Below are 17253 nucleotides of genomic sequence, written 5' to 3'. Positions count from 1 at the left end.
GCTGCCCTGTCTTATGCTTGTCGCCTCTGAACGAGCCACCTCCGCTTTTCTGCCCGCAGGGAGGTACGACCGAGGAGGCTCACGGGCCGCCCGCGGAAAGCGAAGTCTTGCACGGAAATCAACTGCGGTGTTTAAAACCCAACACTACCTGATATCTTAATCAGTAAATACAGACTCCTTTTCTTCTCATGAATCAGCTCTTCTTCTCATACATTGTGATAAGAGTATAAAGAGGGGGATGACCATGAACCAAGAGGAACAAAAGCAACTGCAGAAAGCGATTGGTGAAATTACTGAAATAGCTACCGGATTCGGCCTCGACTTTTATCCGATGAGATACGAAATATGTCCTGCTGACATTATTTATACATTTGGTGCCTACGGGATGCCGACTCGTTTCTCACATTGGAGCTTCGGGAAACAGTTTCACAAAATGAAGCTACAATATGATCTGGGACTGAGTAAAATTTATGAGCTAGTCATCAATTCAAATCCATGCTACGCATTTCTATTGGATTCCAACTCATTGATTCAAAATAAGTTGATCGTTGCGCATGTATTGGCGCATTGCGACTTCTTTAAGAACAACGTCAGATTTCAAAATACAAAGCGTGATATGGTTGAAAGCATGTCCGCAACAGCCGACCGTGTTAGAAGATATGAAAATGAACATGGGAAGCGGGAAGTGGAGAATTTTCTCGATGCAGTCCTTGCCATTGATGAACATATTGATCCTTCCTTAATGAGACCGAAGCTTTCATGGACGATGGATGATGTGGAGTGGGTGGAAGAAGAGGTGAATCCAGTCACTCCATATGATGATTTATGGTCGCTTGATGAGAAACCGAAAAATCGTCAGACCAAAAAGGTGAAGAAGAAGTTTCCGCCGCAGCCAGAGAAGGATATCCTTCTTTTCATCGAGCAATACAGCCGTGAATTGACAGATTGGCAAAGGGACATCCTGACAATGATGAGGGAAGAGATGCTGTATTTCTGGCCGCAGCTTGAAACCAAGATTATGAATGAAGGGTGGGCTTCTTATTGGCATCAGCGGATTATCCGTGAAATGGATCTTACGAGCGGTGAAGCGATTGAATTTGCGAAGCTGAATGCCGGAGTCGTACAGCCATCCCGTACAGGAATCAATCCGTATTACCTTGGGCTGAAGATTTTTGAAGATATTGAAGAGCGATATGACAATCCGACGGAAGAAATGAAGAAACGGGGCGTGAAACCAAATTCAGGAAAAGATAAAATGTTCGAGGTCCGGGAAATTGAATCTGACATATCTTTCTTACGCAATTATTTAACGAAAGATCTTGTGATGAGAGAGGATATGTATCTCTTCCAGAAGCAAGGAAAGGATTATAAGATTGTAGATAAAGAATGGACTGCTGTACGGGACCAGCTTGTTGGCATGAGGGTTAATGGCGGGTTTCCATATATAACAGTCAATGATGGGGACTATATGAAGAGCGGGGAGCTTTATCTTAAGCACTGGTACGAAGACGTGGAGCTTGATATCAAGTATTTGGAAAAAGTGCTGCCATATCTTCACCGTCTATGGGGAAGGCCGGTTCATATTGAAACTCATGTCGAAAACCGCGATATGCTATTCACATACGATGGCCGGAGTGTACAGAGAAAGTATCTGTAATTCAGTGGAAAACCGATTTCTTTTTGAAGGGATCGGTTTTTTCTTTTACTATGATCGTTATTAGTATTCTGTGGGTAAATCTTTTTGAACAGATTTTCATTTATGCTGACTTTTTTCGTTTTATGCTGACTTTTTGTGATATATGCTGAAAAATTTAAATATATGCTGACTTTTTTGAATTTATGCTTCATTATTTTCAATTATGCTGACTTTAACAAGAAATGTAAAGTCAGCATCCTTTTTTAGACTTCAAGTTGAAGCATTAATGCAATCTGGGCGGGTCTCAGAAAAATGGCTCCATTTCGTGTTCTAAATCACATGGACAGGCTTATATATAATAGTAATCAAGATTGGGATAAGGGGGATAAAGATATGGCAGATGTTGAAGTGTTTATTGGGGACCTGACCGATGAGACATTTCATTATGAGGGAGGCGACTGGAATCATAATTATCCTAAACGAATAAGCGGATTTTTTCCTAAAGGATATGATTTGTTTTTTTCGGTGTTGGACGATATTTACTATAAACGTATTGAAGGGAAACAGACGGATTGGGGAAGTCATACGTGCCCTATGTATCCAAATGAAATCCTAGCGCTGCTTGAGAACTATTATAAAAGGGATATGGGAGACGATAAGGTGCAGGAGCTGTTTCAATTTATAAAACAACTCGATCCATATCAGCAATACGGTTTGGTCGCCTGTGAAATGACATAGAGTATTCGAACGGAAGAACAAGCCGCGGCTGCTTGTTCTTTTTACTGCTTTCATATGGAATCAACCGGCTTTCATACTCCGGCCAGACTCGGGAAATCGTGTTTCCAGCATGCGTGTGAAAGATAGAAAGGTCTTCTGGAAAATGGGACTCTGGATGAAAGTATAAACAAATGTAAAGATAAAGACAGGGCCGCCAAGCAGAAGTCCGATCAGCAAGATACAGCATTCACAGATGATTCTTACAGAGCTGATAGAGAGTCCCGTCCGGTCTGAAATCGTCAGCATGAAACCATCTCTCGGTCCCGTCCCCAGGTGGGCCGCAGAGTACAATCCTCCGCCAATCCCCATCAAGACTATTGCTGAAAGGAGAAGAACAATATCGAAGAATAAGTTCGTTTGAGGAGGAATCAAGTTAAAGAAAAGAAAAAAGTCCACGAGCACACCTACCATGACTCCATTGATGATCGTCCCAACCCGGACGTATTTCCCCTTTAAGAGGAGTGTCCCGATAATCATGGCAGCTCCGATGATAATATTCCACGTTCCTATCGTCAGCCCGATTTTTTCAAACAACGCAATGTTCAACACATCCCAAGGGTGGATCCCCAGATACTGCACCCTGATCGACAAACTGATGCCATAGCTGAAAATGAGTAATCCAATTATGAAATAGCTTAATTGCCAATGAATTTTCATAGCTTCTCCTATTCCTGAACCAATCTATATCTATACAGTATTTTACAATGAAAACAGTTATGTGAAAACAGACAGTTTTCCTAGTTTTGTTTACGTCCTCCGGTTGCACACAAAAAATCGGATCAGCATTCTGATCCGATTCACTAGTCGGCACTTATTGGAAGCGCCCTAATTTTTATTGTGCGGTGTACCCGCCATCCAAAACGACCGCCTGACCTGTCACACCTTTTGCTTTGTCACTTGCCAGGAACATTGAATAATCAGCGATTTCTTCGACAGATAGCAAACGCTTTTGAGGTACCAGAGGATAAATGACTTCTTCAAGCACCTTTTCCAGGGGCACTCCTCTGGTAGATGAGATGTCCTGCAGCTGGTTGCGGACGAGAGGTGTATCCACATACCCCGGACACATAGCATTTACTGTAATGCCGTGTTCTGCACCTTCAAGAGCAGACACCTTTGTCAGACCAATGACACCATGCTTGGCGCTGTTATAAGCAGCCTTCCCGGCAAACCCTATTAGCCCGTTAATAGAGGCCATATTGATGATGCGGCCGAATCTTTGCTTTTTCATATGGGGAAAAGCAAATTTTGTCGCGATAAATGGGGCAGTCAGCATGATTTTAATAAGCAGCTCGAACTTCTCAATGGGAAATTCTTCGATGGGTGCGACATGCTGTATGCCGGCATTATTAATCAATACATCAATTCGTCCATAATGCTCAACCGTTTTATCGATTCCTGCTTTGACATCGTCTTCACTTGTCACATCGCACTTGATTCCAATAGCATCAAATCCTCTGCCCTTTAATTCCTCAACTGCTTCATCAAGTCCCTCCTGGTTGATATCAGATAAAACAACCTTCGCACCGTTTTGGGCAAAATGTTCACCGATTTCAAATCCGATTCCGCGGGCAGCCCCGGTGATGAATACAACTTTTTCATTTACCATAATCAAATTCCTCCGATATACATAATAAGATTTTTAACTAACAGCTGTTTACTCAATCGGTATACGTTTAAACTACCAAATCTCTGGTTTTTCTTATGGATAAACCAACAAATTATCCGAAAAGAGAACTTGATTAATAAATTCCCATATTCGCTAAAATGATAGACACAATTTCAGCTATGGTCGGAATCAATAAACCGACTACTGCTACATCGAGATAAGAGTCTTTATGGGTCAGTCCGGTCACAGCGAATAACGTCAGGAGTGCTCCGTTGTGGGGAAGGATGGATGCTCCGGAAGAGATGGAAGCGATTCTGTGAAAGGCTTCGGCACTGATCCCTGATGTCTGTGACAACTCATAATATTTATCTCCTAACGCTTCGAGTGCGATCCCCATACCTCCGGAAGCGGAACCGGTGATAGCAGCGAGGACCTGGACGGCAATCGCTTCTGAAATAACCGGATTCCCTTTAATGCCCAGTATCAGGTTAGTAAGTGTCTTAAAACCGGGAGCAGCTGTAACCACAGCCCCAAACCCGACAGCGGCACTTGTATTGATGACTGCCATGACCGATCCTTTGGCACCTCCATTGATGGAAGGGATGAATTTCTTGAAATGTTTAATGTTAATCAGAAGAATCGAAAGGATACCAACCATTAACGAAGTAAGTATATTCCAATCAAAAACGTTCAGGGTGACTACCACAATCAGAAGGGGTAAAAAAGATAAATAGAAATTAGGAAGCTCTTCCTGATTGATTTCCTTTACTTCATTTCCTCCTTTAGGCTCTGTGAAAGTATCCCCTTTTTTCGTAAACATACTCTGACGCCATCTTAAATAAAAATACCCGCCTGCCGCCATGATAAGTCCACCGACAATCCCGATGATGGGAGCAGCTGTCGGTGTCGTTTTAAAGTATTCCATTGGAATCAGGTTTTGAATCTGCGGCGTACCCGGCAGGGCAGTCATTGTAAATGTAAAAGCGCCCAGCACAAAAGTGGGCGGAAGCAGCTTGCGGGTAATATCCGCTTCCCTGAACATCGCAATGGCCAATGGGTAGATGGCAAATACGACAACGAATAAACTTACACCCCCGTAAGTTAATACAGCTGCCGCAATCAGCACCCCGAGAATCGCCCGGTCTTTACCGATAATGTTCGTGATTTTATAAGCTACTGATTGTGCAGCCCCTACATCCTCCATAAGCTTTCCAAAAATCGCTCCAAATAGGAAAACGGGGAACCATTCTTTCGCAAAATCAACAAAGCCGGTCATATAGGTCTCTGTATATGCAGGCAGTAGATCAAGACCGCTCATGAGCGCAACCAATCCTGCGACCAATGGGGCAATCCATATGATGGACCAGCCTAAGTACGCCAGAAACATTAGCAGGAGTAATCCAATAATAATGCTAGTCATAATTCACCTCGGATAATCATTTGTACTTATTCTCCCAATAGTGTCATGCTTTATGTGAGTTATTAATGATCACAAATAAAAAAGACAAGAAATTGTCCAAAATATAAGAAGTATTTACTTGAAAATTACTAATAATGGGTTTATCCTTTAAAAAGGATTACACTATCATCCATTCCCCATGGGTTAGGGATGTATAGTGAGAAGCGGATGGTCGGAAAGGAGAAAGTATATGGCAGACGTATTTAACCAAGAGTTTGTTGTAGCTCTTATCATAGCCTTTTCTGCTTATATTATTTTGAGAGGAATAGCTATTTTCTTTGGAAAAGCAGGAAAAGGCTATCTGGAGAATATAGAAGCACCAAGAAAGCTCTATCTACAGTTGATTGGAGTTTATTATGTAGTATCAGGCAGTTTAGGTCTTATAATTCCCAAGCTTGAATGGAAAACGGAAGATATCTATTTTGCTATTGCCTATTTTGCAATCGTATCAGTCGTTTTCTGGGTAGCGCTTGATTTCTTCATAAAGCGTGATAGGAAAAAGCAGCTTCAACAGAATTAAGAGTAGTAACAGCTCAGGTATAATGAACCTGGGCTTTTTTTATTTCGAACCATTGAGGGCTGATTAATAAAAGTAAATTCTGGAAAATATGGCCGTTGGTTTAACATTATCTTGAATTGGGGTATATCCTCAAATGGAGGGATGAAAAAATGCTGCACCAAGAAAGTAAAACAACAAATCTGAATTCACCTGAAATGAAAAAAGACTTTTATATACAACAGCTTTTGAGAATAGGTGTTTATAAATATTTTGGCAAACAGCTTTATGAGTTATCAATGAGTGAACTTCAGGAAGTATATATCGAGTATTATGTAAGTAATAATGACTTAATCAGTTAAAAAAGACGAACCTTCAAAAAGGATCGTCTTTTTTAGTGAATTTTTTTAAGGAACATCATGTCCCATGGAGCTTTGAAGTATTTCAAACCACTGATCATGATTCAATTCAAGGTTAAGAGAGTCAATTGCTCTTTGTATTCGATCTTTTTTACCTGAACCTACTATCGGCATGATCTTTGCCGGGTGGTTCAACAGCCAGGCATAGAGAATGGAATCAATTCCTTCTGCACCGACTTCTCCCTGGATTCTCTTTAACGTTTCACGAAGGCGGACAGCTTTCTCCTCTTGAGAAGCGAAAATATTCCCGCCTGCCAGCGGCGACCATGCCATAGGGGCGACCCGTTTTTCCTGACAGAGATTGAGTGTGCCATCTTCAAAGTTTTCAAGCTGATAAGCAGATAATTCGATCTGGTTGGTCACTAGCGGGAATGGCAGGAATGACTGCAGCATATTCCATTGATGGTGTTTAAAATTGGATACACCGAAATGACGGACTTTTCCTTGTTCCTTGAGCTGAATAAATGCCTCTGCAACCTCTTCTCCATCCATGAAGGGATCGGGGCGGTGTATAAGTAATACATCAATGTAATCAGTACGCAGATTTTTTAAAGATTGTTCCACAGAAGACAAGATATGCTTTTTGCTTGTATTGTAATGATGCGTTTTATTTTGAGGACGATTTTTGGACGGAAGAACGATGCCGCATTTAGTGACAATCTCCATCTTCTCCCTGAGAGAAGGTTCCAGTGAAAGAGCGTCCCCGAATATCTCTTCACATGAGTATGATCCATAAATATCCGCGTGATCAAATGTAGTGATGCCGTTTTCCAGATTATATTGAATCAATGACAATGTTTCTTCCTTGGATTGATCCCATTCTGAAAGTCTCCACAGTCCATGTACGATTCGTGAAAATGATACATCTTGACTTATTTTTATTCGTTCCATATGTAAACCCCATTTCCTTTTAGTATGCAGTCTCTGACAATAAGTAATACTAAATTGTATCTTACTATGTTGTGGATTGAATTGAAAATGAAAGAACTTTTATCAAACTGGAATCTTGAGAATAGTACGATAGAAATCCTTCATCCCACCGTATTAAAGGTCACGTCTCACAATAACACCTATTACTTGAAAAACAGAAAACATTCCTCATTCACCGAGCGTATGGAAGAGTTCCGTATCACACGGTATTTGGTGAATAATGGATTTCCAGCTGAAACCCCTCTTTTAACAAAGCACGAAGAAGCATTCATCGCCATGGGTGAGGGGTATCACTCTTTATATGCTTCTTTCGAGGGTGCTTCACCTATGAGCTCCAAGGTGATGGATTCTGCACAATTTTTCTCACTGGGTGAAAACTTGGCATGGTACCACTTCATTTTAAATGCGTGTCCAATAAAAGAAAATACAGTTATCTGGGATGTTTATGGGAATTTGAAAAGCTGGCTTTCCGTCAATATTCATGGATTGAATGACTGGGCCGGCAGAGTGTATGAGGTGATTGCACCTTGTGAGGCCTTGTTTGGGGGACTGCCTCTCCAGCTTGTACATAGCGATGTTCATTTGCGTAATGTCTTATGGGATGAAGAAGGCATCATCAGCGGTTTAATTGATTTCGAGAAAGTCAGACAATCACCCCGTGTGGCAGATATCGCATATTTGATCACAAGCATCTTGAGAGACTCGGCAATGGACGGGCAATTCGTGTTTCCTTCCAGGAAGATTAACCGATTATTAAATGGATATACCAGCAGGCAACATTTAAGTGATGCAGAAGTAATATGTTTGCCGCCGCTGATCATTGTATTCCTTCTTCAATATACGCTTTATTACTCCCGGCAAGGATTAGAGCAGGAAGCTGCCTGTTATGTAAGAAGAATTAATGATTTAGTAGGCAAAACAGAATTTGAGGAAATAGTTACCGACATTTAACTGAAGTTGTTAACTCTTAAGCTGAACAGGTTTTGTCAATTGAGTTCCTCAGGCTAACCCAGAGAAAGAAAACACGAAACATCTTTTACCATTATAATTCTTCACCATCTGAGAAAAAATGAAGGCAATGGGTTCTTTATATAAGATGAAATGAGAAGGTGAAAACAGGATGGATTTAAACAGTCAGAATCTCCCCTATGCTGCGGGAGACGTCGTTTACGTTATATACCGAAATCCCCATACTCAAAGTGTTGCAAATGTTCAAGAAGCGGCAGTCGTCAAAAATCCGGAAAACCCGGATGAGTTAGCGTTGTTTTTATATGAAACCTACTATCCTTTAACAGATGAATTGGCAGTATATCCTTCGGAAGCAGAAGCCGAAGAGGTATATAATCAATCATTTGGGGATCTTTAGGATGATGCAGCATGGTTAAACCATTTATCCCGCAGCTGGTCTACTTTGAACCAGGTGCATTAGAGTATCCATTGGGGAAGAAGCTCAAAGAAAAGTTTGAAGGCATGGATGTGGAAATACGTTATACCACATCTCATAATCAGGTGAGAAACCTTCCGGGGGATAATCACTTCCAGAAATACAGAATAGCGAAGTCGACCTTGGTGGTGGGTGTGAGGAAAACATTGAAATTCGATACCTCGAAACCTTCTGCAGAATATGCCATTCCTTTTGCCACCGGCTGTATGGGTCATTGCCATTATTGCTATTTGCAAACGACGATGGGAAGTAAGCCGTACATCCGGACATATGTGAACGTAGATGAAATCTTAGAGTCTGCAGATCGTTACATTTCTGAACGGGCACCGGAAATCACAAGGTTCGAAGCAGCGTGTACTTCTGATATCGTAGGTGTGGATCATCTTACCCATACCCTCAAGCGCGCAATCGAACATTTTGGTGAATCAGAGCATGGCAAACTAAGGTTTGTAACAAAGTTCCATCACGTCGATCACTTACTCGATGCCAAGCATAATGGCAAGACAAGATTCAGATTCAGCATAAACGCTGACTATGTCATCAAAAATTTCGAGCCGGGCACGTCACCTCTGGATAAACGTCTGGAGGCTGCCGGTAAAGTGGCCCGTGCAGGGTATCCACTCGGATTCATTGTTGCTCCGATCTACATCCATGAAGGTTGGGAGGAAGGGTATAGGAAAATGTTCGAACATCTAAATCAGCACCTTCCTCCAGAAGCCAAGGAAGATTTGACCTTCGAATTCATTCAGCACCGATTCACGAAACCGGCAAAACGGGTAATCGAAAAAAATTATCCGATGACGAAGCTCGAATTAAATGAAGAAGAGCGAAGATACAAGTGGGGAAAATACGGAATCGGAAAATATATTTATCAAAAAGATGAAGAACAGGAATTGAAAGACCAATTGTTCTCTTATATGGAAAAATTTTTTCCGCAAGCCAAATTGGAGTATTTTACTTAAGGGTACTGCTGCTTTTCGTTTGCTTTTCGTTGGATATGTTAAAAGTGTTATGGAGTACGTTTAAAAGAAATAAAAAAAGGGACTGATATCATTTGGTGTGAAATGATCATCAGTCCTCTCAGTTGAATTGGGGAAGGATTGCTTCAAGGCTTTTTACTTTTAAAGCTATTTCATCACAAATTTCCTGATAACTTGCCCATTCTTCCACCTGGTCCTTAGAACGCTTCCTTGGATTCGGAAGATTCCAATGTATGACTTTCTCTTCTAATTCATTTGGTAAACGGATGTCCTCATCATATTCAGTGTCGTGAATCTTAATAATGACAGCAGCTTGAGTTAAATCAGGTATTTCAATTTGTGTGCGGCGGAATGAACTAATATCAATACATAATTCTTTCATTGCAAGGACGGATAGTTCATGATTGTTCTCATCAACCCACCCGGCACTTTTGAAAGACCAGTTTGAAACAGACAGTTTTCCTGCCCAGCCTTCAGCAATCAAACCGCGCTGCTGGCTGCTTGAAAGAAAGTATACAGTTTTATTCATAGTTATGTTCCTTTCTGTTTTCATGCTGTTATTACTATTTACCCGATATCTTGTCCTGTAATCAATAATAGCAATGAAAGTTTCTGGAAAATATTTAATAGGAAAAAGTGTTTAATAAATCCCTTTTTTTATGTAACGAAACGATTTTTACATAGTAGAAAAGATTGAAATTAGGGAGAAACTAATTTAATTTTTAAATAAATCAGTATAATAAAAAAGGGGAAATTCATAAGGCTTTGTAAAACGAAATGAAAAGTGTCGTCAAATTGTAGGTTTAGATTTTTTATTAGAGGGTAAACATCTGTATATTGTTTTGTGCAATTTTTGTAATGGCTGTTTATATTTTGGACGAGGAGGTACATCAATGAAATTCAATTTAACAACAAAGATTATCCTTGCCTTGATTCTCGGGGCTTTGGTAGGTCTGGCTCTAAATATATTTGCAAAAGATTTATTTGATATATTGGATCCTTATTTATTTACTCCGCTAGGAAAGATATTTTTGAATTTGATCAGTATGCTGGTCGTACCGATCGTATTCTTATCCATCGTCTTAGGTTCTGCCGGTCTCGGTGATCCAAAGAAGCTTGGAAGAATAGGATTAAAAACCATTGTGTTTTTTCTGGTAACCACATGTATTGCCATTGTAATCGGTTTAACACTGGCCAATATTGTAGATCCTGGTTTAGTTGAGGGGATCGACAAGAATCAAGCTGAAGAATTCAAATCTGATGAAGCTCCTCCGGTAGGGGAGACGATCATGAACATTATCCCGAAAAATCCTTTGACCGCCATGACGGAAGGGAATATGCTTCAAATCATTGCATTTGCCATTTTCATCGGTTTGGGTCTGACGGCACTCGGTGAAAAGACTAAAGGAATCTTGAAATTGGTCGAGCAGGGTAATGATTTAATGATGTATCTTGTGACGCTAGTGATGAAGTTTGCTCCGTATGGAACATTCGGGCTTATCGCATCTGCTATCGGCAGCCAGGGGATGAGCGCCCTTAAAGCGATGTGGCTGTATTTTGTCGTTGTTTTAGCAGCATTGATCATTCACGCAATCATCACTTACGGCAGCACCGTGTTATTGCTAGCCAAGAAAAATCCGCTGTGGTTCTTCAAGAATTTCAGTCCTGCCATGAGCGTGGCGTTCAGTACTTCCAGCAGTAATGCTACATTACCGATATCGATGGATGTGGCACAGGAACGATTAAAGGTATCCAAACCAGTAAGTTCATTTGTTCAGCCTTTGGGAGCTACAATTAACATGGATGGAACAGCGATCATGCAAGGTGTGGCTACAGTCTTCATCGCTCAGGTTTATGGGATCGACCTGACCCTCGAGCAGTTAGTCACAGTGGTGCTGACGGCGGTTCTTGCAAGTATCGGTACAGCCGGTGTACCGGGTGTTGGACTCATCCTGCTTGCAATGGTATTAAGTTCTGTCGGTCTTCCTGTGGAAGGAATCGGCCTGATACTGGGTATCGACCGCTTGCTTGATATGGCAAGAACATCGATTAATATTTCAGGTGATGCAGCGTGTGCCTTGTTTGTTTCTGAAAGTGAGAAAAAGCGTACAATTAAGGAACAAAGAGGAGACGTTTAATACTCAGGAGATAATCGCTTTGTCGGCGATTATCTTCTTTTTTTATGGTTTAATGAACATAAAAGGAGATTTACTTAATAACGGGCCGTGTAGGAATGTTTGATATTTCTTGAAAAGGGAAAATAACTTAGTGTAATATTACACTAAGTTAAGAAAAGCAGGTGTTTTCATGAGTAAAGAAGAAATTATCCGTATCATTTCAGATAAGTTACGATTGATCAGGACGGAGGCTGATTATACACAAGAAAAAATGGCAAATGTGATTGGTCTGTCTAAAAAGACCCTCGTGCAAATTGAAAAAGGAAGGGTGGAAGCAAGCTGGACAGCAGTAATTGCTATTTGTGCATTGTTTAGAGACAACGAAACATTGACATCGAGTTTAGGTGGAGAACCGCTTGAAGTAATTGAGACGATTGCACGTGAGGGAGTGGACTTTCGTAAAGAAAAAACGCTCGGCGGGAAAGTTTGGTGGAAAGAAATAAAGAAAAATGAAGGGTACGTCCTTCAGCAAAATCTTTTCAGTAAACATTACCGGATACTGGATCGGGGGGATTATCGGATTTACAGCAGCTTTGATGAAGAAAAATCTTATTTTCGATTTGATGAAATTTCAAATGAGCCTATAACAAAGCAGGAGAAACCTTGAAAAAGGTTCCTCCTGTTTTTAAAATCTATATTATTTTACAAGCATTACACTTGTTTCGCAGTTATGAGCAACTTTTTCGCTGACGCTGCCTAGCACCCATTTTTTTAAATTTGACTTTCCAGTGTTGCCTACCAGAACGAGATCTGCATTGTTTTCTTTGGCATATTCACAAATCCTCTTTGCTTCTGAACCTGATAAATGAACATAGTTAATGTTCAGCTGGTAAGGGTTTAATTTTTCTTTTACGTTTCTTAATACCCCGTGAGAAGAGGATGGTGCCGTTATTCCTTGATTATTATCCCCTCCCCTATTAGAGTTCAATTTTTCATCGCGGGATGCAGATAAATTCCCCATGTACTGGTTATCGAATCCAGGAGCTGTATCAGCAATTGCATGAGTGGGGGTATAGTTATCACGTGTTTCTGTTGTCCCTTTTTCTTCTGAAACATAAAGGATTGTAAGTTTTGTATCTGGTGATAATTTAGTTAATTTTAACGCTTCATCTAAAGCTTTTTTACTGCCGTCAGTTTCGTCATAAGCTACTAGTATGTGCTTATACATATGATCACCTCATTTGTAGGATATATTTTATTTACCCGTTTTTATTACTATTTAATCACTTGTGATAAATCGCAGTAAACTTCCTCTGCTTATTAGTTTTTTTATTTTTTTATAAATAACCAAAGAAAGAGCAGGATAGGGGGAAGATCTATCCTGCTCTTTCTTTATTACTTGCTTATAAAACGTATAATAGCTATTTAATTTAAAATTAATTATTATAGCATGCTGATAATCCAGCCAATTACTACAATTGCACCAATGACCATTAGGATTGTACGTAACATGTGATTCACCTCGACTTATAGTTATCAATAGTATGTTTTTGAACTTTTTACAACCGGTTAGTGTATTGTTACCCGGTTGCTTTCTACTTGAAACATTCTTCCTTATCTTTTACCCATTTTGATCCGGCTTCCGTTATTTCAGTGCCTTTTCTTCCTCTGTAAACGACAACATAGCCAAGCTTTTGAAGTTCACTTAGTCGGGTCCTGATTTGCTGGATTGTCAGAGGAGTGGAAGTACCTTTTAAGTCAGAAGAAAGTTTTTCTCTGCTTGCTCTTTTTCCTTCTTTATACCATCCGGTCAATACAGAAAGGATGTTACGATATTCTTCTGTTTGTGTTAAGGAAAATGCTTTAATATTCTTAGTGTGATCGTTTTTCAAAAAATTATGATCGTTTTTGGGTAATAAATCAGTTGTTAATCGGTCTCCCTCGGAGATGGTCATCATGTACAGCAGTGTGTTTTTTAGTTCCCTGACATTTCCTGTCCATTTTGCCTGACTTAACACAGACAACAATTCTTGATCAACTTGGGTTATTCTGCTTTGTTCGGAATGGAGAAAGTATTTAATCAACTCAGGAATATCTTCAGCACGTTCACGTAAGCTCGGCAGCGTTAAAGATAATATTTTCAATCGATGGTAGAGATCTTCCCGGAACGTTCCTTCTGCGATGAGTTTAGCCAAGTCTTTATTGGTAGCTGTAATGATTCGTACATCTATTGGGATATTTTTGTTCCCCCCAATCCTTCTGACTTCCATTTCCTCAAGCACTCTCAGCAAACGGGTTTGAAGCTTCATGCTGATATCACCGATTTCATCGAGAAATAATGTCCCGCCGTCAGCCTGTTCGAATAATCCTTTTTTTCCGCCTTTTAAAGCTCCGGTGAATGCTCCTTCTACGTAACCAAAGAGTTCACTCTCGAGCAGGTCCTCAGATAGAGCACTGCAGTTTACAGCAAGATACGGGCTCGTACATCTTGATGATTCATTATGCATGGCGCTTGAGAATAATTCTTTCCCTGTCCCTGTCTCTCCAATGATTAATACAGGAAGCTCACTCCTGGCGAGTTTACGGGCAATTGAAATGGTTTCAGAAATGACGGGACTGCTGCCTAAAATACTATTAAACGTATACTTAGCAATATGTCCGCTTCTTTGCAATTCCCGTTTGCGCACCTTTTCCATCTCAATGGTTTCTTCCAGGTCTTTGAATGTGGCTACAATGACGCCTTCAGACTTCATACGGAAGCGGTATACCATCACGTTTTTTTGTCTTAGAGTGAAGTACTTCTGATCTTCATCTTCCATAGAGGTTAAGAAATGAGTGAGTTCAATGTTCTTGAACAAGCGAGTGAGTTTTTTTCCCTTAGCGCTGGATGCCGACATCCCAAGCATTTGCTCAAGCACCTCATTGAAAACAGTGATTTCTCCACCTTGTTCCTGAAAAGCCAATATCCCGTCATTTACCCCATCTACTACCCTGTTCAAAAACTTATTGAGAGTATTGGCTTTTCGATTGATCGTTCCAAGTCTCTGACTCAATTCTATAATCTTTTTCGTATACCGGTCGGTGATATCATAGGTTACTTGTTCTGAAAGCTTAAAGTGATGAATGATTCTTGTGATGGTATTAAGGTCGATCAACCGTACTCCGATATCAATCTTCACTGGTATCGAGTCAGGGATCAGTGCAGTTTCCCCTGGGGAGATGGCTGTATCAACATCATAGGCAATTTCTTCACCGGGGGAATAAGGGATGTAGTCTACATGATCGATTCCTAATCTTTTTAAGGTGGAAACAGCTTCACGTGCTGTCTTGACAAAGTCATTTACATAAAGGATTTTCTTACCGTACGGAAGCTCAAAAATACGGTCAATATATTCATAATTGACAGTCCTTCTTGCTTTGATGATGGTACAGGAAGAGTGATCGATATAATCATGAACTTCTTCTTCAATCAGGGAAGATGAATAAACAATCAATTTTTTAGTGAAGAAGGAAGAAATCCCCTCATCACAAGCAAAACTTTTTATCGAGATTAAATCCCTGAAAACAGACTGTAATTGGTTTTTAAGGGCTTTTTCTGTTTCTTTAGTTCCTGCCAGCAGAATTAATTCGTGTTTCATCCAAATCTCACCTTATATAATTTATTTTAGGGGTTATATGGTTGATATCGTTAACCATCCCTTAACAACCAATATAGCATACAAAGTTTGTATTTTCAGATAATTATGGTTGGCACAATACTTGCAAGAGTAATAATGAAAAAGAAAATAATGAAAAATGGGGGATTGGTTATGGAGAAAGAACAAAAAGCGTGGAAAGTGCCGCATACATTTATCATTGTCTTTTTTGTCGTTCTGGCAGCGGCGATTCTGACATATGTGGTACCGAAAGGACAATTTGCAACGGAAGAATTAACCTACATGAAAGACGGGGAAGAACAAACCAAAACCGTTTTAGATCCTGATTCCTTCCGTTACCTGAAGGATGAAGAAGGTAATTTAATCAGAGAAGGGACGAGTCTTTTTGAGCCGGGAGGCGGAATTGGGTTTTTAAATTATGTTTTTGAAGGACTCGTATCTGGTGACAAGTGGGGGTCAGCTGTCGGTGTAGTGGCCTTTATTTTGATCATTGGCGGCGCGTTCGGAATAATTATGAAGACAAGAGCGATAGAAGAGGGAATTCTGAAAGTGATTGAACGGACAAAAGGAAAAGAGTCCTTGATCATTCCCATCATGTTTTTTCTTTTTTCCTTAGGGGGCGCAGTTTTCGGAATGGGAGAAGAGGCCATCGCGTTCGCCATGATTCTAGTACCGATTATGATTGCGATTGGATATGATGCAATTACAGGAATCATGATCACGTATGTCGCTACTCAAATTGGTTTTGCAACATCTTGGATGAATCCTTTTGGGGTAGCGATTGCACAAGGAGTATCCGGCGTTCCGGTACTTTCCGGGGCAGGTTTCCGAATCGTGATGTGGGCTGTGTTTACATTAGTGGGTATCATATATACATGGAAGTACGCAAAGTCTATCAAAAAAGATCCAAAAAGAAGTTTATCCTATACTTCTGATGAATATTTCCGTAACGAAGGAAAAGTGAAGAATTTAAATACAACATTCACTTTAGGGCATTCCCTTGTCATCATCACTGTTGCAGCAGGGATCGCTTGGATTATCTGGGGAGTAGTTGAACACGCATACTATATTCCTGAAATCGCAACCCAATTCTTTACGATAGGAATTGCAGCAGGGATCATCGGTGTTCTATTTAAACTGAACAGCATGTCATGGGATGACGTAGCCAATGGATTCATTGACGGTGCAAAAGATTTACTGCCGGCAGCATTAGTCGTTGGCATGGCGAAAGGGATTGTGATTATCCTTGGAGGGGATGCCCCGGATGCACCTTCTGTACTGAATACCATTCTTTTCGGTGCAGGACAGGTTGTCGGGGATTTTCCACAGGCAATATCTGCCTGGTGCATGTATTTATTCCAATCAGTCTTTAATTTCTTTGTTGTTTCAGGGTCTGGGCAAGCTGCTTTGACGATGCCCCTGATGGCCCCCCTTGCAGATATAGCAGGTGTCTCCCGTCAAGTTGCTGTACTTGCGTTCCAATTAGGAGATGGATTGACGAATATACTCGTTCCTACCTCTGCCGCCTTAATGGGCACTCTGGGAGCTGCACGTGTGGATTGGGGTGTATGGGTTAAATTCATCATTAAATTCATGCTGATCCTATTCATCCTGTCATCGGTCTTTGTGGTCACAGCATCATTAATTAATTTCTGATGGGATATTGCTGGCCCATCATTCTGATGGTTCATGACTTATGTTGGGCCATGCAAAATACATTGTATATCCAG

Annotated in this window: 17 protein-coding genes; 10 read left to right on the top strand and 7 right to left on the bottom strand. The window is 40.6% G+C overall.

Annotated elements, in window-relative coordinates; translation table 11 throughout:
* Positions 1-244 precede the first annotated feature (244 nt).
* Positions 245-1657 carry a SpoVR family protein gene (locus tag AAEO50_RS05970; protein ID WP_341981526.1) on the top strand — a complete coding sequence of 471 codons (1413 nt, stop codon included), beginning with the start codon at positions 245-247 and terminating at the stop codon, positions 1655-1657.
* A 372-nt stretch (positions 1658-2029) separates the two neighbouring features.
* Positions 2030-2374, top strand: a complete 345-nt coding sequence (locus AAEO50_RS05965; RefSeq protein ID WP_341981524.1) for a hypothetical protein — start codon at positions 2030-2032, stop codon at positions 2372-2374.
* A 60-nt stretch (positions 2375-2434) separates the two neighbouring features.
* Here the strand turns inward: AAEO50_RS05965 and AAEO50_RS05960 are convergent, their stop codons facing one another.
* The 3 genes from AAEO50_RS05960 to AAEO50_RS05950 form a co-directional block, all read right to left on the bottom strand.
* The gene (locus AAEO50_RS05960; protein WP_341981522.1) at positions 2435-3070 is read right to left on the bottom strand and encodes a YitT family protein; all 636 of its coding nucleotides are present in this window, start codon (positions 3068-3070) and stop codon (positions 2435-2437) included.
* Positions 3071-3245: 175 nt separating this feature from the next.
* Entirely contained in the window at positions 3246-4022 is a 777-nt protein-coding gene (locus tag AAEO50_RS05955; protein ID WP_341981520.1) for a 3-hydroxybutyrate dehydrogenase, read from the bottom strand.
* A 133-nt stretch (positions 4023-4155) separates the two neighbouring features.
* Entirely contained in the window at positions 4156-5442 is a 1287-nt protein-coding gene (locus tag AAEO50_RS05950) for a GntP family permease (protein WP_341981518.1), read from the bottom strand.
* A 229-nt stretch (positions 5443-5671) separates the two neighbouring features.
* Between AAEO50_RS05950 and AAEO50_RS05945 the strand changes: the two genes are divergently transcribed.
* Together AAEO50_RS05945 and AAEO50_RS05940 are read left to right on the top strand one after the other, a co-directional pair.
* Positions 5672-6001, top strand: a complete 330-nt coding sequence (locus tag AAEO50_RS05945; protein WP_341981515.1) for a hypothetical protein — start codon at positions 5672-5674, stop codon at positions 5999-6001.
* A 149-nt stretch (positions 6002-6150) separates the two neighbouring features.
* Positions 6151-6339 (top strand): Fur-regulated basic protein FbpA, encoded by a 189-nt coding sequence (locus AAEO50_RS05940; RefSeq protein WP_341981513.1) that lies wholly within the window; start codon positions 6151-6153, stop codon positions 6337-6339.
* Positions 6340-6384: 45 nt separating this feature from the next.
* On the opposite strand, the gene AAEO50_RS05935 is transcribed toward AAEO50_RS05940, so the two are convergent.
* Positions 6385-7287: an aldo/keto reductase family oxidoreductase gene (locus AAEO50_RS05935; RefSeq protein WP_341981511.1), complete on the bottom strand. Its 903-nt coding sequence runs from the start codon at positions 7285-7287 to the stop codon at positions 6385-6387.
* A 66-nt stretch (positions 7288-7353) separates the two neighbouring features.
* Between AAEO50_RS05935 and AAEO50_RS05930 the strand changes: the two genes are divergently transcribed.
* From AAEO50_RS05930 to splB, 3 genes are all read left to right on the top strand, one after another.
* Entirely contained in the window at positions 7354-8277 is a 924-nt protein-coding gene (locus AAEO50_RS05930; protein WP_341981509.1) for a phosphotransferase enzyme family protein, read from the top strand.
* Positions 8278-8446: 169 nt separating this feature from the next.
* A complete protein-coding gene (locus AAEO50_RS05925) occupies positions 8447-8692 on the top strand; it encodes a transcriptional regulator SplA domain-containing protein (protein WP_341981507.1) in 246 nt (81 codons plus the stop codon).
* A gap of 11 nt (positions 8693-8703) precedes the next feature.
* Positions 8704-9732, top strand: a complete 1029-nt coding sequence (gene splB / locus AAEO50_RS05920) for a spore photoproduct lyase (RefSeq protein ID WP_341981505.1) — start codon at positions 8704-8706, stop codon at positions 9730-9732.
* Positions 9733-9850: 118 nt separating this feature from the next.
* On the opposite strand, the gene AAEO50_RS05915 is transcribed toward splB, so the two are convergent.
* Positions 9851-10279 carry a phosphatase gene (locus tag AAEO50_RS05915; RefSeq protein WP_341981503.1) on the bottom strand — a complete coding sequence of 143 codons (429 nt, stop codon included), beginning with the start codon at positions 10277-10279 and terminating at the stop codon, positions 9851-9853.
* Between the two features lie 364 nt (positions 10280-10643).
* On the opposite strand from AAEO50_RS05915, the gene AAEO50_RS05910 reads away from it, so the two are divergent.
* The gene (locus tag AAEO50_RS05910) at positions 10644-11888 is read left to right on the top strand and encodes a dicarboxylate/amino acid:cation symporter (protein WP_341981501.1); all 1245 of its coding nucleotides are present in this window, start codon (positions 10644-10646) and stop codon (positions 11886-11888) included.
* Between the two features lie 169 nt (positions 11889-12057).
* Entirely contained in the window at positions 12058-12534 is a 477-nt protein-coding gene (locus AAEO50_RS05905; protein WP_341981499.1) for a helix-turn-helix transcriptional regulator, read from the top strand.
* A 30-nt stretch (positions 12535-12564) separates the two neighbouring features.
* On the opposite strand, the gene AAEO50_RS05900 is transcribed toward AAEO50_RS05905, so the two are convergent.
* The gene (locus tag AAEO50_RS05900; protein ID WP_341981497.1) at positions 12565-13095 is read right to left on the bottom strand and encodes a universal stress protein; all 531 of its coding nucleotides are present in this window, start codon (positions 13093-13095) and stop codon (positions 12565-12567) included.
* Between the two features lie 367 nt (positions 13096-13462).
* Positions 13463-15505 (bottom strand): sigma-54 interaction domain-containing protein, encoded by a 2043-nt coding sequence (locus tag AAEO50_RS05895; protein ID WP_341981495.1) that lies wholly within the window; start codon positions 15503-15505, stop codon positions 13463-13465.
* Positions 15506-15676: 171 nt separating this feature from the next.
* Here AAEO50_RS05895 and yfcC point away from each other — a divergent pair, with 171 nt between their 5' ends.
* Complete coding sequence (gene yfcC, locus AAEO50_RS05890) at positions 15677-17179, top strand: putative basic amino acid antiporter YfcC (RefSeq protein WP_341981493.1); 1503 nt, start codon at positions 15677-15679, stop codon at positions 17177-17179.
* The last annotated feature ends 74 nt before the right edge of the window (positions 17180-17253 follow it).

This window comes from Rossellomorea oryzaecorticis, assembly GCF_038405515.1.
Lineage (GTDB): Bacteria > Bacillota > Bacilli > Bacillales > Bacillaceae_B > Rossellomorea > Rossellomorea oryzaecorticis_A.
The sequence above is the reverse complement of the archived record's forward strand: the minus strand, read 5'-3'. Positions and strand labels throughout refer to the sequence as shown.